This window comes from Erwinia sp. PPS120, assembly GCF_047918655.1.
Taxonomy (GTDB): Bacteria; Pseudomonadota; Gammaproteobacteria; order Enterobacterales; family Enterobacteriaceae; genus Erwinia; species Erwinia tasmaniensis_A.
In genome coordinates this window covers 148498-171684 of the sequence record NZ_JBLREF010000014.1, presented here as the reverse complement: position 1 = coordinate 171684, position 23187 = coordinate 148498, and the positions used below count along the sequence as shown (strand labels likewise).

Genomic DNA, 23187 nt, shown 5'->3' with positions numbered 1-23187 from the left:
GATGATCGTGCCGGAGTTAATTGTCGTCCTGATGGCGATTTATCTGGGCGCACGCCTTGGCGGGCCAGGTATCGGCCTGGCGGGCGGCGTGGGAATGCTGGTCCTGACGCTGGGCTTCCACATCCGGCCTGGCGCCATTCCCTTCGATGTCATTGAAATTATTATGGCCGTTATTGCCGCGATTGCGGCAATGCAGGTGGCCGGGGGCATGGATTACCTCGTGAGTCTGGCCGAGCGGCTGTTGCGCAGGCATCCCCGTTACATCACCTTTCTCGCGCCGCTGGTGACCTGGTTTATGACCATGCTGGCAGGTACCGGACATACCGCATTCTCAACCCTGCCGGTTATTGCGGAGGTGGCGAAAGAACAGGGCGTACGACCTTCCCGCCCGCTGTCGATAGCCGTCGTCGCTTCGCAGATAGCCATTACCGCCTCACCCATCTCGGCAGCCGTGGTATTTCTGGCGGGTATACTGGAACCCGTCGGCATCAGCTATCTGGGCTTGCTCTCAGTGGCTGTTCCCTCAACGATGATCGCCATTTTCCTGGCGGCGCTGGTGACTAATTTCCTCGGCAAAGAGCTTAAGGACGATCCCGTTTACCTGGAGCGCCTGGCAAAAGGCGAAGTGAGCCGGCGCGGGGCCAGGGTACTGGAGGAGAAGCCAGGCGCGAAACTTTCCGTGCTGCTGTTTATCGTCGGTATTATCGCCGTTGTGCTTTACGCGACCGCCATTAGCGATACCGTCGGGCTGATCGCCAATCCGGTATTACCGCGCAATGAGGCTATCGTCATCTTTATGCTGACCACGGGCGCGCTAATCTGCCTGACCTGCAAAGTGGATGCAACGCGTATTCTCTCTGCCAGCACCTTCAAGTCCGGCATGAGCGCCTGTATTTGCGTAATGGGAGTGGCGTGGCTGGGCGATACCTTTGTTAAGGCGCATCTGTCCGAGATTCAACAGGTCGCTGGCGATCTGCTGGTTGAATTCCCCTGGATGCTGGCGGTGATCCTCTTCTTCGCGTCGACGCTGCTCTATTCACAGGCTGCAACAACCAAAGCGCTGATGCCTGCTGCGCTGCTGCTGGGAGTCTCCCCCGTCACCGCCGTGGCGTCCTTTGCTTCCGTGTCGGCCCTGTTTATCCTGCCCACCTATCCCACGCTGCTGGCTGCGGTGGAAATGGACGATACCGGCTCCACGCGCATTGGAAAATTTGTTTTTAATCACTCCTTTATCATCCCTGGTACACTGGCTATCTGCCTTTCCGTACTGTTTGGCTTTATCTTCGGCCATCTGTTTTTGTAGCGCCTTCAAGGGCCGGATCTTTCTGGCCCTCTCTTCTTTCCCGCTTAATCACGTTACATCCTGAAAATGTTCCCGACCCAACGTCATGATATAGTGCGCAGCATCCGTATACGGATTACCCAACGTGCGCCCACAACCACGCCCGGACGCCGGTTGTTATTCAATTAAACATGGAAAGAGCGGTTTCATCCTATGGCTCATCGTATTACCACATTACTCGTTTTGCTGTTAACGAGCCTGCTAAGCCCCGTCGCTAACGCGTCGCTGTTCAGCAGCCCGGCTAAAACGCCTTTTGGCACGGTTAATCAGGCCTTTAGCTTTGATTTCTCTCAGCAGGCAAATAAATTAACCCTGAGCTGGCAGATTAAGCCCGGCTACTATCTCTATCGTCAGCAGATCGGCATTGCCGCCCATGGCGCGACCCTCAGCAACTGGACATTGCCGGCAGGAAAAGCGCATGAGGATGAGTTTTACGGTAAAACCGAGATCTACCCCGAGAACCTTACTCTACCGCTACAGCTGCTGCGGGCCGACAAGGGCGCCACGATTACCGTAACCTACCAGGGATGTGCAGCAGCAGGGTTTTGTTATCCGCCGGAGACGCGTACCGTTCCCCTGAGTCCAGTGCTGGCAGCGGGCAGCGGCACGCCCTCAGCCTCGCAGGAAAATAGTTCCCCGTTGAAGGCTTCCCCGATCGCCTCTTCGCGGGCTGATGCGAAAAACGCTAACGGTATGGCGGATCCCTCTTCACCTGCTGATGCAAAAAACGTAAACACTGATTCGGCCGTACATCCTTCTCCATCTGCTGGTGCCAGCGCGTTGCCTTTCTCAGCACTCTGGGCGCTGCTAATCGGCATTGGCGTGGCGTTTACCCCCTGCGTACTGCCTATGTATCCCCTTATCTCCGGGATCATCCTCGGCGGCAGCCGTCGCTACTCCCTCCTGCGCCTGTTTGCGCTGGCCGTGGCCTACGTACAGGGTATGGCGCTGACCTATACGGTGATGGGCGTCATCGTCGCCGCAGCGGGATTGCGCTTTCAGGCGGCGTTGCAGTCACCGATCGTACTGATGGGTCTGGCGGTGCTGTTCACCCTGCTGGCGCTGTCAATGTTTGGCCTGTTTACCCTGCAAGTTCCCGCATCGGTGCAGACGCGTCTGACTCTGTGGAGTAACCGTCAGCAGGGCGGCTCGCTGCCCGGCGTCTTTTTGATGGGCGCGCTGGCAGGGCTGATTTGCTCCCCCTGCACCACCGCGCCGCTCAGCGCGATCCTGCTTTATATAGCCCAGAGCGGCAATATGCTGGCCGGTGCCGGGACGCTCTATCTCTATGCGCTCGGCATGGGGCTGCCGCTGATTGCCGTGACGCTGTTTGGTAACCGCCTGCTGCCTAAGAGCGGTATCTGGATGCAAACCGTCAAAGAGGGCTTTGGCTTCGTTATTCTCGCCCTGCCGGTTTTTCTGCTCGAACGCATCGTCGGCGACGCCTGGGGACTGCGACTGTGGAGCGGGCTGGGCGTTGCGTTCTTTGCCTGGGCATTTATAAGCCTGAAATCCTCGCATGGCTGGCTGAGAGTGGGACAAATCGCGATGCTGGCGGCGGCGCTGATCGTCGCCCGCCCCTTACAGGACTGGGCGTTCGGTTCCCCCAATGCCCCTCAGACGGCCGCACACCTCAGCTTCACTCAGCTTAATGATGTGAAGGATCTCAACGCGTCTTTGCAGCAGGCTGACGGGCGCATCACCATGCTCGACCTCTATGCCGACTGGTGTGTTGCCTGTAAAGAGTTCGAGAAATACACTTTCCGCGATACACAGGTGCAGACCCGGCTGAGTGCATTACAGCTGCTTCAGGCCGACGTCACGGCTAACAGCCCTAAAGAGCGTGAGCTGCTTGAGCATCTACAGGTACGCGGCCTGCCGACTATCCTGTTTTTTGACGCCAACGGCCATGAGATCCCGCACTCCCGCATTGCGGGCTATATGGATGCCCCGGCCTTCCAGCAGCATTTGCAGAAACTGACGCAGTAAACGACACTGGGAAATGATTTCCGGCTGAAGCCGGAAAAATGCATACAAGAGGAGAGTCACTTGCAACGTGAACAGGTACTCGAGCATGCACTGAGTGTACTCGAGCAAAATGGCCTGGCCCCCACCACTTCCTTTGCCATGATGGCAGAAGCCGTGGCGTGTCAGGAGCAGGATATCAAACGTTTCTGGCCGGACCGTGAGGCATTACTGTATGACGCCTTGCGATATCACAGCCAGCAGGTTGATACCTGGCGGCGCAAACTGCTGCTGGATGAGACGCTCAAACCCGAGCAAAAGCTGCTGGCCCGCTATGAAATGCTGGCCGAAGCCGTAAACAATAACCGTTATCCCGGCTGCCTGTTTATCGCCGCGTGTAGCTTTTATCCCCAGCCCGAACACCCTATTCATCAGGTCGCTGACCAGCAAAAGCGCGCTTCCTGGCAGTACACGCACGATCTGCTGAGTGAGTTACAAACGGATAATCCCACGCTGGTCGCCCATCAGATGGAACTGATCCTTGAAGGATGCCTGAGCCGCCTGCTGGTAAAGCGTAAGGTGCAGGAAGTTGAGATTGCGCGCCTGCTCGCAGAAGATGTGCTGAATTTTGCGCTGTGCCGCAGGAATGGCGCACTCACCTGAGCAATATTCTGCCAGACTGGGTGAAAAGCAGTCACTCAGACGGGTTTTAACGGATTTTTGTGACAAAGCCGTTGACGAAGGACGGCCTTTACGGTTTAATGCGCCCCGTTGCCCGGATAGCTCAGTCGGTAGAGCAGGGGATTGAAAATCCCCGTGTCCTTGGTTCGATTCCGAGTCCGGGCACCACTATTCGGAGCACGCTGGTCAGAGGTGAGAAAACTGACGGGCGTTTAACGGGAGTGGTTCTTGTTGATGTTGATCCTCACATCAGCATACATCAAGAAGTTACCCTCTCGATTAGGGAGCCTGTTAGCCGCAGGCTCCCTTTTCTCGATCACTGTGAATAATTACAATGACGTGACTGAATGTCAACCATTGTAAAACATCTCTTCATCCTTATCGGTGTAAAGTGCCATTTCTTTCTCCAGCGCCTGGCTCACAATATCCATACTGATATCAACATATTCCATGGTTGTACTCACGTTGCGGTGTCCAAGCAAACCCTTAACCAGTTGCAGGTTTCGTTCAGGCGAGTTCATCAGTGTCGTGGCAAGGGTGTGCCTGAACCGGTGAGGAGAAACATCAAACCCGCACTCTTTTGACAGCCTGCGAAAAAACGAGCGTAACGGTTGCAGCGATGGTTTTTCCGAAAGGGACGCCCTTTCAGCAGGCGAAGAGACAAACCGCTCATAGTGAAATAGTGAAATAGTGAAATAGTGAATCATTATTGCCAGCACCGCAGTCCCTTGCACGCTGAAGCAACGCTTCCAGTCCCGGTCGTAAATGACTGACAACGGGAACCCGCCATTCCCGGTACGTTTTACTGCCTTCCGCTCTTAATTCAATCCACCCATCGTCAAGACATACATCTTTCAGACGTATATGGAGCAGTTGATTTTGCCGCATACCGGTGTAACGCTACGTGTCCAGGACAGTCAGCCAGTACCATACTGGCCTCAGAGCGGATTTAGACCCGGTTCCGGGCTCAGAAGCAAATTGCTGCATAGTTAACCAGATTTTTGTCATCTGGTTTTTTGTGAGAGTTTTTTTACGCTTCTTGTCCTGTTTGACCGATACGCCATTGAAGGGATTTTTACTTAAGTTCGTCAGTTGAGAAGTGATGGCTAAATTATACAGGGCACGCATATGGCTGACCTTATTGTTCCAGGTATGTGCAGAAAGGCACTGCTTCTTGAGCACATGCCTTCGCCACTCAAGCACATCGCGACTGGTTATGCCGTAAGGCGGACAGGCTTCCCCAATATGCTTCCTGAAACAACGAACAACCTTCTTATAACTCCACTCGGTATCTTCTCGCAGAGATTTACAGAAAAAGTACTCATCCATAAGTTCCTGCCAGAGCCAGTCAGCACTATTTTCGTTCATTTTTTCCATTCCTCTCTGAGTAACAGTAACGCACCAGATGTCAGACCGACGTTGTGGTCAGGGGAACAAAATGAACTGACTGTCCTGAGGGATGGTCTTTCTGTATACCCGCCTGCTTTTCACCAGGTAGCCTTTTACCCGTTTGAGCCTCCCTGACTTGTCGGGTGTATCGTAAAGCTGAGCAAAATAAAACCTCCTGTTATCACGACGCTTATGCAGGTTAAGTCGCTCAAAAGAAGCCTGAATGCTTTCCCGTTGAATAGTAGAACCAGTGGCCTTAAGGTAATCGAAAAAGATACCGGGGACGGGGAAAAAGACATAGCCGGCAATAACATGGATTTTGTCTGCTTTACCATTAAAACTAATATTTCCCCGATTGAGTCCCTCCCGGAGCCAGTCAAAAAACTGTTCTCCTTCCGCTACGTCAGTACCGGAGACTGCTACAGGTACGGAATCTGATTTTTCATCATATTTGTTAACAATTGCAACCTGAGAGTAGTCCGGGTTTCCCTTTGCAGACGGTTCCTTTTCATTTGCGGGGCCTTCTTTCTTTTCAAGGGCTTCTGACGATTGCTGCTCCTCTGCAATCACAACGGACACGTCTGCCTGTACCTCATCTTCATTATCTGACGCCTTAGCATCTCCTGTCGACCACACAAAGACCAAAGCGATGTCGCCGCAGACGAACGGCATCTGCGAACGGTTCCACAGGACGATATTGCAGGAGTTTTATCAGGTAGCATTCCGCAAAAAACTGTATGGCGAACTTGATACATTACAGTCGGATCTTGATGAATGGCTGGTTCACTATAATAATGAGCGAACCCATCAGGGGAAAATGTGCTGTGGCCGGACGCCAATGGAAACGTTACTTGATGGAAAACACATCTGGGCTGAGAAAAATTTAAACCAGATGTAATCTGACGGATACCTGTATAAATAACCGGTAACTGTCAGATCAGGTCTGAGCTAATAAAACTGCCGCTGCACGCGATTCGGGGCAACGACTGAAGGTCTGCCAGCGATACGACGTGGCGCTTTATAGCCGCGTACTGCTTTGATCCGGTTCAGTTGCATAATACGGCTCACCCGGTTTTTACCGCAGGGCTCGCCAATTTCATTCAGATCGCCATGAACCCGGCGATAGCCGTACATGCCTCCGCTCAGTGAATAAGAGTCACGGATAAGAGCCAGCAGGCGCTGATTATCTTTATCCCGCGCAGAGACCGGGTTATGCAGCCACGCACAGAACCCGGCCCGGGCGACACACAGTACCCGACACATCGTCATGACACCCCATACAGAGCGGTGTTCATTGATAAAGCGGTACTTCAGTCGGGCTCCCTTGCAAAGTACCGCGCGGCCTTTTTCAGAATATCCCGTTCTTCTTCAGGACGCTTTAGCTGCGCTCTGAGCTTCAGGATCTCACTTTTTGCTTCCAGTAAATCACGGGCATGCTGCCCGCTGTTATCGGGTTTAATCGCCCGTAACCACTTGTAGAGACTGTGTGCAGAAACACCCAGCCGATCGGAAACTTCAGCGACGGAATAGCCGCGCTCCGTTATCTGACGGACGGCTTCTTCCTTAAATTCAGGTGTAAATCGTGGTGTGCCCATACGTTCCTCCTATGCTCAAACTATAGGGCAGGATCGTCTACCGGGGCGGGGTCAGTCCAGTGCCGTTCAATGTGGCAGTTGCTGAGAAAGGTTCATCGCTTTATGGAAACCGTCAGTCCATTCCCCGGCGGGAAACATGGCCTGGCAAAAGTGTAGCGGTATTCGGCGCAGCTATTTAGATCCCTGCTACCCACAATGACCATACGCTGGCCGGGATGCGTATTCCGCTCTGAGCGATCGTAGATTGGCATCGAAGTTCGGGCAGCGTTTCGCATCTGGTCGATCAACCGGGATTCATTAACTTTCTCTCTTGCTTTCTAGCCTGTTTTCTTCACTTTCCACTGTCATCCGCGTTTTCCTCATCGATTCTCCTCGCAGTGCGACTCTGTGCGCGTTAGGATTCTTTTACAGCGAAACATGGCCCGTCGACACCGCTCCGGGATTTTTCGGACGGCGGAAGCCGTCGGCAATTGACTGTTAAGCCATAGGTGATTCAGGGAATTCAACGTCAGCCCCCCTGGCCCGTTGAGGAATAGATCGAAATCGCCACGCCTCCCAACAGAAAAAGAGAGATAAACATCAGATCTGTAAATCCAGCATCTATAAAAAAACCGCAAAAGAGCGGACACAATGCCGTTCCCAGGGAAGTCAGATTAATCAAGCCGAAAGAGGTGCCTCTTAAGTCATCAGGGGCCAGCCTGTCTACTTCAACACTGAACGCAGGCATGGTAATAAGTTCGCCAACACTGAGAACGAAGACACTGAAAACCAGCCATTCAATTAAATCCAGTTGAATGGTCAGAAAAAGTAACTGAGAAACGGAGATGATTGTGACGCCCAGCTGTATTCTGGATTTCATCGACCATTTTTTCAGCAAATAAAGAACGGGATACTGTAATGCAACCACTGTTATAGCATTGACAATAAAGATGAGGCTGATGGCAGCGTTCAAATCCGTGAACGCCATACGTGTCATAGCCTGGATGAGTGGGGAATCAAAGGAGATGTAAACGAACATCACCAGAAAATAACACAGCAGTAACCTTGAAAACGTTGTATGGGAAAGAATGGTCAAAACAGACTGACTGAAGGAAGGAAGTTTGTTCCTCCTCTGCTTTACGAGTTTCTTTACTTTTTTCAAAACGCACAGCAAAGCTAATGTGTAAACCGAGTAAACGGCACAGGAAACAAAAAAGATATTCAGGACAGGTGATGAAAGGGCATAAGTCCCTGCCAGTGGACCAAGCGCAGAGCCTATATTCACAACGTAGTAACGGATATACTGATATTTCTCCCTTTGCCGGATATCAGCAATATAGTCGCCAATCATGGCCTTACTGAATGTTTCAGTAGAGGCTCGCCCGGTTGCGACGAGCATCATGGCTGCCACATATTCAGCCGTATGATCAGAAAACGCCATAATGGCGAAACCCGCGATGCTCAACATTAAACTTGTTATTAGCGGAAGATTACGTCCCAGCCTGTCAGAGTAATAACTGGCCAGAACCCCCGTAAAAATGCCAAAAGCTGACGTCAGAAAAAAAATGGCACCAATCAATGATGCACTAAGATGAAAGTGACGATACAGCTCCACGGACAGGTAAGGCCACACCATGAAGTAACCTGCCCGGGAAAGAAAAGTCCCGGCCAGCATGGTATGGATAACCGTCAACGGATTGGGCTGTTCTGCTGGGATTTCCAGGTGGGTCATAAGTCTGCTCGGTTACAACGCAGCGGCAGGGTGTCGTCCTGGCCCCACTCGGCCCAGGAACCATCATAAAGTCTGAGGCGTTTTAAACCCGCTAAATGGGCCGCAAAAAGTACAATACAGGCTGTCACGCCAGACCCACAGCTAAAAACCAGCTCATCATTATCAGTCAGTCCGTGAGAACAAAAAAGGTCAGCCAGAGACTCCCGGCTCATATACCGTCCTTCCTTGAGCACTGTACTGAAAGGGAGGTTAATGGCACCAGGAATGTGCCCGCGCCTCAATCCGGCCCGGGGTTCAGCCTGATGCCCGCTGAATCTTGCTTCAGGCCTGGCATCGATCATCTGAAAACGCGGTGCTGCGATATTTTCCAGTACGGTGAATTTATCCACAACCTGACCGGGTTTAACCTTAAATTCGCCGATCTTTCTGACAGGAAGGGCATGGTTTTCAGCGATGCCATAACCAGCCTCCCGCCAGGCCCCTAAACCGCCATCAAGAACAAAGCTTTTACCGACCCCCATCATCCTGAGCATCCACCAGACGCGCGGCGACGAATAAATTCCCTGCTGATCGTAAACGACAACAGTGGAGTCAGTGGTGATTCCTGTATCGGAAAGCAAAGCGGCGAGTCGTGATGTTGAAGGCAGGGTATGAGGCAATGGGGATTCCGGATCTGAAAAAGTCGCATCCAGATCAACATAGACTGCACCCGGAATCACCCCTTCTGTAACTTCGCGGGTGGTATTAACCGTTTTCCTGAGCGTAGCGTCCAGCAGAACAAAGCCCGGTGTGGTGAGATGATGTGCAACCCATTGCGGTGAAACTAGCGCTTCCATAATTTTTTCCCAAAGAGGGCTCCTGAAGGAGCCCTGAGGTTTTCAGACTTCAATAATGTCAATACGCTTCTGATTGACAAGGGGAATGTCATAGTTCTGCATTTGAAGGATCTCACCCGCAAAACAGCCATTTTTATAGATACCCGTGAGTCTGTCTTGTGTAAAGGCTTCGATAGCCTCGACGTTGAAGTGGACCTGATAATCGGTTTCGCCGCTCTCGGCATGCGTAAAGCGCGTCAAGTAGCCAAAGGTGGGTTCAAAGATGTTGACACAACCCACGATCTGGCCAATGCGTTCATGAACCGTTCCGTCAATAATCTGGCTTTGTCCTGCATCAGGGATGATGGCAAACAACTGACGACCGGCCCGGCACCACCCCACATGAGAAGGCAGCTCCAGAACATCAATCCCGGACGTGCCAAAGTCTTCACTGACACCCAGCTGGAATTGAAGTGGAACGTTTTCATGTATCCATTTTATATCCTGATAAAACTGCGCAACCTGCTCCTGCGAGAGTTGTAGCTGCGGATGTCTTCGCCCATGATCGGTAAAGCAGTTGAATCTCAGGGTCTGAGCCCCTAACTGATTAAAAATATGGCAGTAATTAATCAAATTCTCCCTGGTGTGATTGTGGGAGCCTACCGTAATGCCAATATTCACCCGCAGGATATTACTGTTTCCTTTTTCCTGGCTATAATTTTGAATCCGTAAAATTACCTCAATGCATTTTTCACCAGGAAATACCCCTTTGATAGGGTAATCAGTATGAGATCTCAGCGTACCCTTATCTGCATCATCCACAAGCCCGTGAAACGTAATGGATATCGTTCCATATCCATTCTTAATGGCTTTATCAAGAAGTTCTTTATAGTTCTTCTGCAATAACGGTTTACCACTCGTCCATGCATCCCCTGCATCATTGTATCCGTTTCATTTTTATCTTCACCTGAACGAAATTCACGATTATGAGCAGGGCCATATATGTCCATAAACTCACCATTATGTGCAAAACTATCCACATACCTAGGATAGATGTTGAAACGCTGCTCACTTAGCTTTCGATAAATATTATGACCTTCCTGAATACCAAAAGATTTTGAGAAAACCTTTTCATAATTGACAAACCAGCAGTGATTGCAATTTTGTCCGCAGGTATCTTTACCGACAAACGTATCCACATCCAGATAAAAATGAATGTCCTCATTCTTAATTGTGTTGAAGGGCACACGAAAATCTATGTCCCCATGATAATCGTACGACATATCCATATTGCGTTGCATCGACATTGCCTCATTTTATATTTATTGCACGCTGATTAATATAAAAGACTCCGAAATTGTCAATGCCCACGTTGATTAATGAAAATAAATTCTTTTTTATTAACCCTCTTCAGGGCATTATATTTTACAGGAGGCGATCTTCAGCATTTAAACCTAAAGAAAGATTGCTAATGATATAGTAACTATTGATATCAATCATCAATACTAATCATTTAGGGGCTGATAGAGAATTTTATAAATGTAATTTAATGAAAATTAAGGATATAAATAATATGTAACACTTGTACTTCTCAGGTAAGTTTACTTAATCTTAATTGTTGATATTGTCCTGTAAAAACAGGGACTTTTATAAGAAATGAAAACCATTCTCATCCTGGCAAAAACGGAACATTCGCGTACCCCTTATGATGTCTGGTTAAAGGATACCGGAATTAATCTTGTGCTGATCACGTCAGAAAAATTCTTTAATGCTTATGCCAGCCGGATTAAACATTGCTTTTACCTGAAAAAATTATGACAGCGATGACGCTGCTCTTGACTCATTAGTGGAATCTATTTTCAAGGACCTACCTTTTGATTACGTTTTCTGCCGGGCAGAAGTTGACGTCATCCGTGCTGCGAAAATCAGACAGCGTTACGGCCTGCCTGGTCAGGATTTGAAAAGCGCGATGTGTTTCAGAGATAAGTTTCTGATGAAGGAAACGTTATCTCCGTATCCTGTAAAAATGGCTGATTACCGTCAGATTGATTCTGCGGAGGAGTTGATTGAATTCGCATCCCGGAATGGCCTGCCTCTGGTCATTAAACCCCGCCTGGCTTCAGGATCCTCCGGCGTGGCTATCCTCCATTCTACTGAAGAAATCCATTCATATTTACATCTGAATAAAAACCAACTCGCTGGAATGCTGGCGGAAGATTATGTTTCCGGCGAAATGTTTCATATAGATGGGCTGGTTGTACACCGTGAAATCAAATTCCTTCAGCCTTTCAGATATATCAATAACTGCCTTTCTTATCGGGATAACCTTTACATCGGGAATATCCCATTGGGTCGTCACGATCCGTTGTATGCGCGTCTGGTCAGTGCTGTAAAGGAAGTCCTTGACGCAATGCCATCTACTCCGCATTTTGCTTTTCATTGTGAGATGTGGGTGACGCCACAGGATGAGATCGTATTCTGTGAAATAGCCAGCAGAACGGGAGGCGGAATGATCAGTTTCCTGATTGAAGAAATGACCGGTTTTAATATTGATAAAGCATGGTTATTAGCAGAATGTCGGATTCACCTCTCCTCATATCCTGATTACCAGGAAAGTTTTCTTCGTTTTGGGTGCGTCTGTATCCCGCCCGCGAAGGGGAGGCTTATGTCGCTGCCAGCGGAGTACCCCCAGGAGGTGCGAAAAACGCATTTAACCGGCAAAGTGAATGAAATTTATACAGGAGGAGAAAAGTCGGGGTTATATCTTATCGGACACGTCGTAGAAGCTGACGATCCCTCAACCGTGCTGGAACTGTTTGATGCCTGCTATCAGCAAATCCACGCGTCCGGGCGCTGGGAATCTGAAAGACAGGGTGACTAAGATGCCTCATGGAGAGCGGGAACATTTCCCTCATCCCCCCATTTTTCGGTTCACCTCCGGGATCTATTCGGATTGCAACGAGCTGAAGGCAGGCGCTCAGGATGTGCTGAAGAGTGACTATCCGCGTTATTCACGTTTTGGCACCCCGGTTACGGATGCTGTTGAGCATGAACTCACGCATCTGGAGCGAGGATACGGCTCGCTCAGTGCGTGTTCGGGACTGGCTGCGATAACGTCAGTGCTTTTGTCTTTTCTGCGTCCCGGCGATCGTATGCTGATAACCCGTTCTGTTTACGAACCCGTCAGACGTTATGTCATGACGTATTTGTCCCGGCTGGGTATCAGCGCGACATTTCTAAGCAGTAGGGAATTCACTCAGCTCGAAAGATATGTCACTGAGAATACGACGCTGATCTATGTGGAATCTCCCTCGTCGAACGTTTTTGAAGTTACGGATATAGAAGTGGTCGCTCAGTTCGCGAAGCTTAGGGGGATTGTGACCATCATGGATAATACCTGGTCTACACCTCTGCTTCTCAATCCGCTCCGGTATGGGTTTGATGTCGTAATCCACTCAGCGTCAAAATATCTGTCGGGTCATTCTGATGCCATAATTGGCACGATAACCACAACCGAACAGTATTATAATCCGCTGCGTCGCTATCTGATTGCATCGGGAATGTGCGCGGGCGGAGAAGAGTCATTCAGTCTTTACAAGGGATTGAAAACATTGGCCTTAAGACTTACGGCGCAGCAGAAAACGACTCAAGGACTGACAGAGATGCTCACGGCTCATCCGGCCGTCAGGAGGGTGGTCTCTCCCGTTCTTCCCGCACATACAGATCATGAAGTATTCAGAAAGTATTATCAGCAAGGCAACGGGATTTTTAGTTTTGCCGTCACAAAGCCGAAAGACTCTCAGCGAGATGTTTTTTTACGCAGACTAGCGCATTTCAAACTCGCCTATGGCTGGGGAGGTACTGAAAGCTGTATAATTCCCTTCAGCGCACCGGACTGGCTACCTGAATCTGACGGGTTATCTTTTTTCAGAATAAGTGTTGGCATAGAAGAGGAGGGAATGTTAAAAACTGAACTTTCTACTGCATTGTTAGAACTCATGTAAGCCTAAACATATTGGGTAATCCTCCCAACTTACTGACTTAGCGTATGATGGTGTTTTTGAGGTGCTGTCAACAGCAGTCGAAGTTTGACCCACCTTTGTTTAACAACAGCAGGTTAATATTGGGTCTTCCGCAACTTGGGTGTATAAAAGTTGATGAAACTTTTTAATTAACAAGGATCTAAGCTGTTTTAAGTTATGGATAACAAAATGGCCTCTCTTAAGACACTTTTACAACTACCCTGCGAATGGCAAACCTGTCGGCAAATTACTGGTACTGATGGAATAACACTCCATCTCCGTTCCACGCGCAAAACGTCATCATGCCCTGAGTGCCTTACGCGCAGTAATTCTGTCCATAGTTGTCGTCGACGGCGAATACAACATCTTCCATGCTCAGGCCAGGCTCTCTGGTGAATCTTTGCCATCCGGCACTGGTACTGCCGTAACCCGTCCTGTTCTCGTAAAATATTTGCTGAATCACTTGCTCCCTTTGCGGGTCCGCAGCAGCAGTCTTCTGCATTGCTGCAAAATCTGCAGCATCAACTGGGCCTAATAGCCGGTGGAGAAGCAGGCAGACGAGCGGCAGTAGCATCGGGAATACAGATCAGCGCGGATACTTTACTGCGCAGAGTGGTTCAGGCTCCGGAACAGACAGAAAGCCGGAACCCGCATATCGGTATTGACGAGTGGGCATGGCATCAGGGCCACAGGTACGGCACGTTGACCGTTAACCTCGATACTCATCGTCCCCTGGTGCTACTACCAGGCCGGGAGCAACGCACGCTGGCGGCATGGTTCAAAAAGTACCCGGAGATACAGGTCGTCTCGCGCGATTGTGGCGGGATATATGCGTTAGCTGCACGTGATGGCGCACCGCAGGCAATACAGGTGGCCGATCGCTGGCATCTGCTGAAGAATATTGGTGATGCACTGGAGCGCATGATGTACAGACACATGCCATTGATACGACTGGTGGCCACCGAGTTATCTCCCAAAAAACAGAACGCTGAAGCCTCTCCGGCACCTGTCTCAACGTTACGTCGTCCTGAGCGCATTAAACGAGAACGGCGTGACAAACGGTATCAGCGCTGGGCTGAGGTCGACTCTCTTAATAAAAAGGGTTGTGGGATAAGAGAAATATCACATATCACGGGACTGTCCCGTGTAACGGTTCGTCGGTGGATACAATCGAAAGCATTCCCTGAAATATCAACAAAGCCACCCAGACCCGGGCTACTTGATCCGTGGCAGGAATGGCTGGAAGAACAACGGATAAACGGTAACCATAATGCCGGGCAGCTATGGCGAGAGATGGTTGATGCAGGCTTCACCGGGAGTGAAACGACCGTCAGGGATGCAGTGGCGAAGTGGCGTAAGCCGGTTAACGGTCCAGTTATTACTCCAGGCCGACTCCCCTCAGCATCCAGAGTAAGTCGCTGGCTAATGCCCTGGCGAATGATCAGAGGAGAAGAAAACTATGCATCCCGCTTCATCGAGTCAATGTGCCAGAAAGAACCGCAACTGAAAATGGCACAACAGCTATCACTCGACTTCTACCGAATGTTGAAAATGAAGAATAAATCACCGTTAAATCAATGGTTCGCTGACGTCAGTAGAAAGCGGACTCGTTGACCTGCAGCGAGTGGCGGCCGGGATGGAAGCTGATGCAACAGCAATACACGAAGCGATAAGCAGCAGATGGAGCAACGGAGTAGTGGGGGGCCATGTAAATCGCTTGAAAATGCTGAATCGGCAGATGTACGGTCGGGCTGGGTTCGAGCTACTGCGGCGGCGAGTAATAAGTCCCCTGGCTTAAACTGGTCCACCCAAGTTGCGGAAGACCCACTTTCGCACTGCTGCTAACAGACCGAGCCTGATACGGCCTTCCCCCGGCGGTTCACTACGTGGCCGGTCATCTGGGGATGAACGCTGGCGCCCACTCCCTGCCCAACGAAATCATTATTATCGTCGCGCCCACTCCCTGCCCAACGAAGTCATTATTATCGTCGCGCTCACTGCCTGCCCAACGAAGTCATTATTATCGTCGCGCTCACTGCCTGCGTCTCAGCCTTTCAGGCGGAGGTAGTAAAAGTGGCGCTGAATGCGTTTGATTCAGGTCAGTCAGACGCCGCACGCTCGTTAGGTTATACCACCCCTCAGCTTTTCCGCCGGGTGCTGTTGCCCCAGATTATCGTGTCAGCTATCCCCCGACCTGGCTAATTCCTTTATGGTTATCATCAAGGCGCTGTCGCTCGCTTTTGCTGTCGAGGTGGCAGATATCTGTGCCCGAGCCCAGCTTACGGCTGCGCTAAATTTCTACTATCTGGAGGCTTTTGCCATTGTGGTGGCGTTTTATATGGTTATCGCCTGGGCTGTTACAAAGGCGGCCGATAAAATTGAGTCCGCCCTGCGAGTCCGCTGCTGAGACTAACGGCCCGGTCAGGGCCGTCTGGATGTTAGCGCGGCTCCGGCCAGGCAACGGCGGGGAGACCCTTTATTCGGGGCCTGGCGAACAGAAAGCCCTGGAAGTGAGAGATCCCGGCTGCCTCCAGCCACATCCACTCTTCAGGCTTTTCAACGCCCACCGCGATGACGGCGATTTCCAGCGACGAGCAGGACTTAATGATCCCCAGCACGATGGCCTGTTTAGGGCCATTTTTATGAATATCGCTGATAATATCGCGATTTATTTTGACGCGATCCGGCTGGAACCGGGACAGAAGCGACAGCCCGGCAAAACCGGCACCAAAATCATCAATGGCGAAGCTGATACCGGCGGCTTTTAACTTCCGGATGGCCCTTTCAAACTCTTCCACGCGGGAAAGATCGTCATTTTCTGTGACTTCAACCACCACCTGCTCCGGCACTAAACCGTTTGCCAGGATCTGCTGAAGCAGGAACTCAACGGCATCAGGCTCCGAGACCAGCGACATCGGCAACAGATTGATGGAGAGCGATTGCTGCTGGATATTGAGTTTTCTTGCCAGCGCAAACGCCGATGCCTTTGATCGGAGATCTGCCTTATAGACATCCTCCCGGGGTAGCGGAGCAAAATAGTCGTCGGGTGAACCGCCTTCAACCGTGCGGATCAACGCCTCGTAGGAAACGATCTGCCGGGCAAAAGGGTCAATAATAGGCTGGAAAGCAAAGCAGTAGTCTTCAGTACCCTCGTCCAGCGGCGCGGCTTCCGGTTCTTCCTTCCCTTCCTGAATAAAATCCCAGAGATCGGCCGAAGGGATTTCAAAATAATTTTCTCTTTCGCGAGCCTCAACGAAGGTGCGCAGAAACTGCAGCGCCCGGTCATTGTAGGTCAGCTGATACTTTGATGTACCCTTGTCTAAAACTGCCTGAAGAACCGAGTCTCTGCCATATTTACGCAGATCAAAAAGCTCCATGCCGACCCTGCCAAAACGCCGTGTAGGGCCAAAATCGCGCATAAGCTCAACCAGATTATGATGGCGAGTATCGGCGCAAATGCGATCGTAGATCGCGCAGACTGCCTCTTCCGGGCCTTCCAGAAGCTGCAGGAAGTGGGTGCCGTTAAACAGCAAAATGCCTGTCACATCGAATGACTGATTCTTGCAGTTGGCCTGGTTAGCTAACTTTTCCAGGGTTTTCACCGGTACATCATCAGAAAGATGGCTCCGGTAGATGATCGTTGACAACATACTGCGTTCCGAGTTTATGCGTGAGTACCGCATACATTACCAGAAGCATTTAACCAGCGATCGAGATTTCTTATCGAAGGCGTGATAGCGCTGTCGTTTACACAAACGGTGACGATTTATCCTGAGCGGCAGACTTTCCTCCCTGAATATTTCCCTGCTAAGCTTCAGCAGCATTCGAAACAGGACAAAGAAATGATAGTGAACAGCAGGGTCTACCACGCTGGCAAGCATGGTGAAGAGGTAGACATTGATAATATCAGTGAGGTTCTCAAAGAACCGGATGCCTTTATCTGGCTTGGCCTGTTGCATCCCGATGCCGGGTTTATGCATCGAATTCAAAAAGAGTTCGGGCTACATGATCTGGCCATTGAAGATGCCCTGACCGCTCATCAGCGCACTAAGATTGAGCACTATGGTGATTCTGTGTTTATCGTGGTCAAAACGGCGCGCGATGCGAAAGACGGCACCATTCATTTTGGCGAAACGCATATTTTTATTGGTAAAAATTTTCTGATCACCGTCAGACACGGTGCATCCGATCGCTATTCTTCGTGCCGCAAACGGGCGGAGGAGAATCCTGATATGTTGGCCATGGGTCCCGGTTATGCGCTCTACTGTATCCTGGATTTCATTGTCGATAATTACGCCGAGTTGACGATGTCGCTGAGTGGAAGAATTACCGATATTGAAGATGCCATGTTCCGCAGTGATTTCGACAAAAACGCGGTGCAAAAGGTTTATCTCATGCGCCGCCACCTGCTTGCACTCCGCAACTCGGCAATGCCGGTGGTAGAAATCTGCAATCAGCTGGTCAGGTTACATGATGAGCTGATTCCTAAACCCCTGAAAGCTTATATCCGCGATGTAGAAGATCATGCCAGCCACGTGGTGAGCGATGCTGAAGATATGCGCGAAATGTTAACTACCGCAATGCAGATGAATCTGGCCCTGGTCAGCGTTCAGCAGAATGAGGTGGGGAAAAAGCTGGCGGGTTGGGGAGCCATACTGATTGTTCCAACGGTCATGTTTAGCATGTACGGCATGAATTTTGATCACATGCCGGAATTACATACTCACTATGGCTATCCTGCTGTCGTAGCCTGCACGTTCTCGCTTTGTACCCTGCTGTGGTGGAAGCTAAAACGAACAGGCTGGCTTTAACGCAAGAGGCTTAGTGCCGTACGAGGGGATGCGGAGGATCCCCGCGCCAACATAACGGTGCAATATCTTCTCCAGCTGTGACGCCATAAAGGCGCCAGCCAGGAATCACTCAAGCCGGACCATATGCCCCTTCTCAAGAGTAATCTCCCCCCGCTCCTTCATTATCTTTAACGTTCTGCTAATTGAACTTTTTGAGAGCCACGAACTGTTTTCAATCAGGTACATGGCAGAATAGCGTTTTAGCAGATGTGCGGGGAGTTTTCCCCAGTAATGGCTAAGCGACTTCACCTCTTCATAAGCGTTGCTCTTATTCAGTGTGATGTACTCCGTTAAGTCTGAAAAGTGTTCGCATATCAACAACATAGCATCATCAAGAAGATTTTTTTTACAGATGAGATGCCAGAATGTTTCCAGTGGAATATGGCTAATTTTCCCGTAATCTATGCGCTCAAGATATAGCGGAATGTCATCATTGCTGTGAATCATTCCGACAACATACGGAGAGGAAACTATATTGACCAGTTTATTACTCCCCTGCGTATTCAACAAATAATCGCCTTCACTGAGTAAGTAAACGACTGGCAATGAGTTCTTAGAAAACCGGTAGCGCCTTTTTTTACGGGAGATTTCATCATGCTCGGAAATGACTGAGAAAGATGACAGTATATCGATTATTTTTTGGTGACTTTGACGGGGTTTATTATAATTCTGCCCGTAATTAACAGAACTATGTAGCATCGCCCCCCCCTCTTTAACCGATTTCACATGAAAAAATGCGTTCAATGGCTGCGTTTTTTTTGGAGACTGACCTTCGCCAATGACCTGGGTATTCATCTCTTTGAGGCTTTTATCCATAAATTCTCTTAGAATAAATTTTATGTCACTTATAAGAGTGGCGCTCCGTCCATCTCATTCAAATAGATCTACACCGACTCTCTAATATGGCATCATTTTAACGGTAAAAAAGTATTACATGTAATGGTGAACTATACAAGAAAGAGAATAATCAGCAGAAAGTAACATATTAGTAATCTGAGACCCAAAATAAACACATAATAAGTTTTATAACATCCCTGGTATTTTGACAAAAAAAATAAATAACAGCATTAACTACTGCCATTTTTTTCACCATGAACTTATTTGCTAGTATTGAGCTTTATGCAGAATAAAAACCTCCTTAAGCACTGTGAATCGATACTTGTAAAGTGAAATACTTAGTGGAAGAATGCAGCTCTATGGCCTGGGATATTCAAATGGATCTTCCATTGCTATAATCCAGGTGAGAGATCAATGGTTACAGATACCTATTACTCGTATTGGTTACGGATTTAATTAGGGAGAAGCCATCAGGTATCACTATCCAAAACACAGGTTCTGTCCTGATGAGAGAGCGGTTAGAGCGACGTCCTTAATGCGAGTAAACTTTCCCATGACGACACATCGAATTATTTCGAGGTGAAGCCGTATCAGAAGAGCACTCCCGAAAATAGACAAATGATAGTGCTAAAAAATCAATGACCGACAATGACATGGACATCTTAAACACCTCCCGTCACAATAATGCAAGGAAAGGCATATGAGGACAGAGAAAAAACCCTTAAAAATTATTATTTTTTATGAAGAAAATATTTTTGAGAAAGCGATATGCGATTATATTAAAAAGGAATCCAAAAACGCACCCATTGAGATAAGCATCTGTGATAACTATACATTTCTGTGCCGCCAGATAGCAGGGGGGAAAGTTGACATCCTCCTTACAGAATATTATTTTGTTTATAAAAAATGCAGTACGGGAGAGCAAAAGTACCTTAAAGATGAGTGTCGTCATCACCATGTCAAAATCATGATGTTTCTTCAGGATACTAAAACGCCCTTAATAGGTAAAATAATACAATCAGGCTATCACGCGCTGATTAGCGCGCAGGATAATGTAGAAGAGTTTCAAAATGCGCTGCAACACCTGGTCTCTTCTCGCGAAGCGTTATTTATATCTAAAGCCTTACGAAGCGTAACCGATGACAAAAAACGGATGGCCCTGTCTGAGACGCTAACGTTGAAAGAGTGGGAGGTTATCTTTCTTATTGTTCAGGGCCACTCTCTGTCAGAGATAGCCGCGAAGAAAAACAGGGCAATCAGTACTGTCGCAACTCAGAAGCATAATGCTATGAAAAAGCTGAGTGTGAGCACTAACGGCGAACTGCTGAAATACGCTTATTTTAATGGAATGTTATAAGCTAATGAATTTATCTAAGTTATCACTTAGCACCTTTTTCCTGCTGCTCTGGCCGGGGTACGCTCAGGCCTTAACGCTTCAGGAGGCGGTAATGGTGGCGACGGCCTATGACAGCGAGTATCTTGCCGCCGTAAGTTTACATCAGGCTGAGCAGCAAAAGCGCTATCAGGGCTTTTCCGGCCTCCTGCCAGAAATAACGCTAACCAGTAATTTTTCAAAACAGGATCAACCCAAAGCAGCCTATGCTGCGGGCGTTAAAAGTCATGATTACGCACTTAATCTGACACAGCCCCTTTTCGACCTTGCCCGCTTCGCCAGCTGGCAAAGATCAAATGCCACAGCCAATGTTGCTGATGCTAATTTTTTGCTGTCGCAGCAGAAATTAATACAAACCGTCAGTAAAGCATGGTTTGCAGTTATCTTTTCCAGAAAACAACTAACCACATTAAAACAGGAAAAAAAAGCCTATGAACTTCAGTTAAGAAAAGCCCAGGATGCGCTAAGAGTCGGTGATGGAACTCAGCTGGATATTGATGAAGCGCAGGCCAGCTATGATACTTCTGACGCCAATATGCTCTCCGCAGAAAACGATCTTAGTCACGCTGAGATTGACTTCCAGCGCTTAACGGGCTTGAGTGCACAGGGAATAAGTGAAGCAGAAACGGCATGTCTCTTTAAGCCGATGCGTGAAACCCTGAATACCGTTCTGGCGCGTGCAACAGCCAAAAACCTGAGTATCATTGCTGCCTCGCATCAGCTCCAGGAATCGCGTTCGGACGTCTATGCGGCAACATCGACGCATTTGCCTGTCGTCACTCTTCGCGCTAACTATGGAGCTAACTGGAGCAGAGGAGAAAATGAGAATGTGCTGGATCAATTCTTCGGAACAACCTCAAAAACCCAAAACACGTATGTCGGTATTAATGTCGCGGTGCCTGTTTTTACCGGAGGGAGAAATATCTCCCAAACGCTTGAAGCCGTGCACCGTCACGACAGAGCAAAACAACTGCTGGAGAATACCCGGCGAAAAATACTACAGGATACTCAGGTTGCCTGGCTGGGCGTGAATAATAACCTGCAAAAGGTTTATGCCTTTCGGAAAGCCAGGCAGTCTGCCCAGAAAAAACTGGACTCCACGATTTATGGAAAAGAGGTGGGTTTAAGAACGCTAATTGACCAATTTAATGCTGAGAAAGAACTGTTTAAAGCGATACAGAATCTCACCGAGTCTGAGAATAACTTTATACAGCAGAAAATTCTGCTGGCAGCTGCCGCGGGTGATTTAGATTATTCGATGCTGAAAAACTATATCTGCCATTAAGCCAGGATGTAAAAATTAATTATGAGTAGTCAATTATTCAGGGATGAAGCCTTAGAAGCTAACCGTTCAAAAGCGATCGGCAGGGTAGCCATTTACTGCCCCCCTTATCGATGGGTTTACATCGTACTGGTAGCGGTTGTTACCCTCATCATCGTTTTATTTTGTGTCTTCGGGCACTATACCAAACGCGAAACAGCTACAGGTTCATTGATACCCTCAGAAGGCATGATGAATATTATGGCTGCTAATAGTGGCACCATTGTCGATCTCAATATGTTTGAGGGAAAGGAGGTTAAAAAGGGGCATCACCTTGCCACCCTCTCCTCTGAAATTGCCACGAAATATGGGCAAACCCGGGAGAGGGTCGCCGAACAGCTGTTACAACAGACGCTGGGGCTGGAAAACGAACTCCAAAATCTTGAGATGCTAAATAAGGAAACGCTTCAGGGATTAAATGAAAAGGAGAGGCATCTTAAGCAGCAGATCGAACAATACAGGTTAATGCACTCACAGCGTTCCGCCCAGGTGGACCTTGCCCGGAAACAACTCAAAAAAATCTCTCTGATGCGTGAAAACGGTTATGCCTCGAACTCTCAGGTTGAGCAGCAGCAGTCCGCACTTCTTGACGCCCAATCTCGTCTTCTGGAGGTAGAAAGACTGCAAATTGATGTTGAACAGCAGCTGACGCTGACCCAGCAGCAAAGGCGGGAACAGCCGCTGAACTTTCGTAACAAACAGCATGAAATTGAGCGTCAACTTTCCAGCATCAGACAGTCGCGGGTGGAAAACGAATCACGTCGCTCTGTTATCCTGGAAGCCCCTCAGAATGCGCTTGTGGGTTCCGTTCTGGTTAAACCCGGTCAGATAGTCAGTGCTGGGCAGTCCGTGGCCTCCTTACTGCCCGAAGACAGCCACCTGGTCGCCCGTATCATGGTGAGCAGCCGGGCAATCGGTTTTATCAAACCCGGCCAGCAGGTGGTACTGCGCTATCAGGCTTTTCCCTATCAAAAATTTGGTCAACAGTTTGGCACCGTCAGCGATGTCTCGCGCGTATCACTTTCCCCACAGGAAGTTTCGCACATTACGGGCGACCTTCAGGTCCGCGAAGCCTTTTATCAGGTTCGGGTCAGGCTGGAAAAACAGCATATAAATGCTTATGGACAGCGGATAAAGCTTCAGCCCGGCAGCGCTGTCGAGGCTGATTTTATCATCGATAAGCGCCGCCTTTACGAATGGGTCCTTGAACCCCTGTATGCGCTCGGACGTCGATCCTCTGTTTAATTTCCCCTTTTAATTTCTCCT

17 protein-coding genes, 1 tRNA gene and 6 pseudogenes are annotated in these 23187 nt (G+C 49.2%); 15 read left to right on the top strand and 9 right to left on the bottom strand.

The window, feature by feature from the left end:
- Nucleotide 1 precedes the first annotated feature (1 nt).
- The 4 genes from ACLRGG_RS09095 to ACLRGG_RS09080 all read left to right on the top strand — a co-directional run bounded on the left by ACLRGG_RS09095 (nucleotide 2) and on the right by ACLRGG_RS09080 (nucleotide 4156).
- The gene (locus ACLRGG_RS09095; protein ID WP_416249411.1) at nucleotides 2-1303 is read left to right on the top strand and encodes an anaerobic C4-dicarboxylate transporter; all 1302 of its coding nucleotides are present in this window, start codon (nucleotides 2-4) and stop codon (nucleotides 1301-1303) included.
- Nucleotides 1304-1495: 192 nt separating this feature from the next.
- Nucleotides 1496-3331, top strand: a complete 1836-nt coding sequence (locus ACLRGG_RS09090; protein ID WP_416249410.1) for a protein-disulfide reductase DsbD — start codon at nucleotides 1496-1498, stop codon at nucleotides 3329-3331.
- A 60-nt stretch (nucleotides 3332-3391) separates the two neighbouring features.
- Complete coding sequence (locus ACLRGG_RS09085) at nucleotides 3392-3970, top strand: transcriptional regulator (RefSeq protein ID WP_416249409.1); 579 nt, start codon at nucleotides 3392-3394, stop codon at nucleotides 3968-3970.
- 110 nt (nucleotides 3971-4080) lie between these two features.
- A tRNA-Phe gene (locus ACLRGG_RS09080) sits at nucleotides 4081-4156 on the top strand.
- 182 nt (nucleotides 4157-4338) lie between these two features.
- Here ACLRGG_RS09080 and ACLRGG_RS09075 read toward each other — a convergent pair.
- Nucleotides 4339-5356: pseudogene (locus ACLRGG_RS09075) on the bottom strand (tyrosine-type recombinase/integrase).
- 57 nt (nucleotides 5357-5413) lie between these two features.
- Nucleotides 5414-6049, bottom strand: coding sequence for a conjugal transfer nickase/helicase domain-containing protein (locus ACLRGG_RS09070; protein WP_416249408.1), 636 nt, complete (start codon nucleotides 6047-6049; stop codon nucleotides 5414-5416).
- On the opposite strand from ACLRGG_RS09070, the pseudogene ACLRGG_RS09065 reads away from it, so the two are divergent.
- Nucleotides 6003-6275: pseudogene (locus ACLRGG_RS09065) on the top strand (integrase core domain-containing protein); the annotation flags it as partial. The gene ACLRGG_RS09070 and the pseudogene ACLRGG_RS09065 overlap by 47 nt on opposite strands.
- 56 nt (nucleotides 6276-6331) lie before the next feature.
- Here the strand turns inward: ACLRGG_RS09065 and ACLRGG_RS09060 are convergent.
- Nucleotides 6332-6972: pseudogene (locus ACLRGG_RS09060) on the bottom strand (transposase); the annotation flags it as partial.
- 57 nt (nucleotides 6973-7029) lie between these two features.
- Between ACLRGG_RS09060 and ACLRGG_RS09055 the strand changes: the two are divergent.
- Nucleotides 7030-7128 (top strand): annotated as a pseudogene (locus tag ACLRGG_RS09055) (hypothetical protein); the annotation flags it as partial.
- Nucleotides 7129-7480: 352 nt separating this feature from the next.
- Here ACLRGG_RS09055 and ACLRGG_RS09050 read toward each other — a convergent pair.
- The 4 genes from ACLRGG_RS09050 to ACLRGG_RS09035 are packed head-to-tail and all read right to left on the bottom strand — an operon-like array spanning nucleotide 7481 to nucleotide 10799.
- The gene (locus ACLRGG_RS09050) at nucleotides 7481-8683 is read right to left on the bottom strand and encodes an MFS transporter (protein WP_416249407.1); all 1203 of its coding nucleotides are present in this window, start codon (nucleotides 8681-8683) and stop codon (nucleotides 7481-7483) included.
- Nucleotides 8680-9519, bottom strand: a complete 840-nt coding sequence (locus ACLRGG_RS09045) for a sulfurtransferase (RefSeq protein ID WP_416249406.1) — start codon at nucleotides 9517-9519, stop codon at nucleotides 8680-8682. The genes ACLRGG_RS09050 and ACLRGG_RS09045 overlap by 4 nt, the downstream gene beginning before the upstream one ends.
- 42 nt (nucleotides 9520-9561) lie before the next feature.
- Nucleotides 9562-10320, bottom strand: a complete 759-nt coding sequence (locus ACLRGG_RS09040; protein WP_416249405.1) for a hypothetical protein — start codon at nucleotides 10318-10320, stop codon at nucleotides 9562-9564.
- A complete protein-coding gene (locus ACLRGG_RS09035; protein ID WP_416249404.1) occupies nucleotides 10293-10799 on the bottom strand; it encodes a hypothetical protein in 507 nt (168 codons plus the stop codon). Before ACLRGG_RS09035 ends, ACLRGG_RS09040 begins: the two co-directional genes overlap by 28 nt.
- 355 nt (nucleotides 10800-11154) lie before the next feature.
- On the opposite strand from ACLRGG_RS09035, the gene ACLRGG_RS09030 reads away from it, so the two are divergent.
- The 5 genes and pseudogenes from ACLRGG_RS09030 to ACLRGG_RS09010 all read left to right on the top strand — a co-directional run.
- Nucleotides 11155-11316: a hypothetical protein gene (locus tag ACLRGG_RS09030; RefSeq protein ID WP_416249403.1), complete on the top strand. Its 162-nt coding sequence runs from the start codon at nucleotides 11155-11157 to the stop codon at nucleotides 11314-11316.
- A 28-nt stretch (nucleotides 11317-11344) separates the two neighbouring features.
- On the top strand, nucleotides 11345-12379 hold the full coding sequence (locus ACLRGG_RS09025; protein WP_416249402.1) for an ATP-grasp domain-containing protein: 1035 nt from the start codon (nucleotides 11345-11347) through the stop codon (nucleotides 12377-12379).
- Nucleotides 12318-13502 carry a trans-sulfuration enzyme family protein gene (locus ACLRGG_RS09020; RefSeq protein WP_416249401.1) on the top strand — a complete coding sequence of 395 codons (1185 nt, stop codon included), beginning with the start codon at nucleotides 12318-12320 and terminating at the stop codon, nucleotides 13500-13502. Before ACLRGG_RS09025 ends, ACLRGG_RS09020 begins: the two co-directional genes overlap by 62 nt.
- A 195-nt stretch (nucleotides 13503-13697) precedes the next feature.
- Nucleotides 13698-15318, top strand: a pseudogene (locus tag ACLRGG_RS09015) (ISL3 family transposase).
- A gap of 194 nt (nucleotides 15319-15512) precedes the next feature.
- Nucleotides 15513-15927 (top strand): annotated as a pseudogene (locus ACLRGG_RS09010) (ABC transporter permease subunit); the annotation flags it as partial.
- Nucleotides 15928-15958: 31 nt separating this feature from the next.
- On the opposite strand, the gene ACLRGG_RS09005 reads toward ACLRGG_RS09010, so the two are convergent.
- A complete protein-coding gene (locus ACLRGG_RS09005; protein ID WP_416249400.1) occupies nucleotides 15959-17170 on the bottom strand; it encodes a diguanylate phosphodiesterase in 1212 nt (403 codons plus the stop codon).
- A gap of 192 nt (nucleotides 17171-17362) precedes the next feature.
- Between ACLRGG_RS09005 and ACLRGG_RS09000 the strand changes: the two genes are divergently transcribed.
- Complete coding sequence (locus ACLRGG_RS09000) at nucleotides 17363-18331, top strand: magnesium and cobalt transport protein CorA (protein ID WP_416249399.1); 969 nt, start codon at nucleotides 17363-17365, stop codon at nucleotides 18329-18331.
- Nucleotides 18332-18436: 105 nt separating this feature from the next.
- On the opposite strand, the gene ACLRGG_RS08995 is transcribed toward ACLRGG_RS09000, so the two are convergent.
- Nucleotides 18437-19186, bottom strand: coding sequence for a transcriptional regulator (locus ACLRGG_RS08995; protein WP_416249398.1), 750 nt, complete (start codon nucleotides 19184-19186; stop codon nucleotides 18437-18439).
- A 721-nt stretch (nucleotides 19187-19907) separates the two neighbouring features.
- Here ACLRGG_RS08995 and ACLRGG_RS08990 point away from each other — a divergent pair.
- From ACLRGG_RS08990 to ACLRGG_RS08980, 3 genes are all read left to right on the top strand, one after another.
- Nucleotides 19908-20564: a helix-turn-helix transcriptional regulator gene (locus ACLRGG_RS08990; protein ID WP_416249397.1), complete on the top strand. Its 657-nt coding sequence runs from the start codon at nucleotides 19908-19910 to the stop codon at nucleotides 20562-20564.
- Nucleotides 20551-21885 (top strand): TolC family outer membrane protein, encoded by a 1335-nt coding sequence (locus tag ACLRGG_RS08985; protein WP_416249396.1) that lies wholly within the window; start codon nucleotides 20551-20553, stop codon nucleotides 21883-21885. Before ACLRGG_RS08990 ends, ACLRGG_RS08985 begins: the two co-directional genes overlap by 14 nt.
- A 237-nt stretch (nucleotides 21886-22122) precedes the next feature.
- Nucleotides 22123-23166, top strand: coding sequence for an HlyD family secretion protein (locus ACLRGG_RS08980; protein WP_416249395.1), 1044 nt, complete (start codon nucleotides 22123-22125; stop codon nucleotides 23164-23166).
- Nucleotides 23167-23187: the final 21 nt, after the last annotated feature.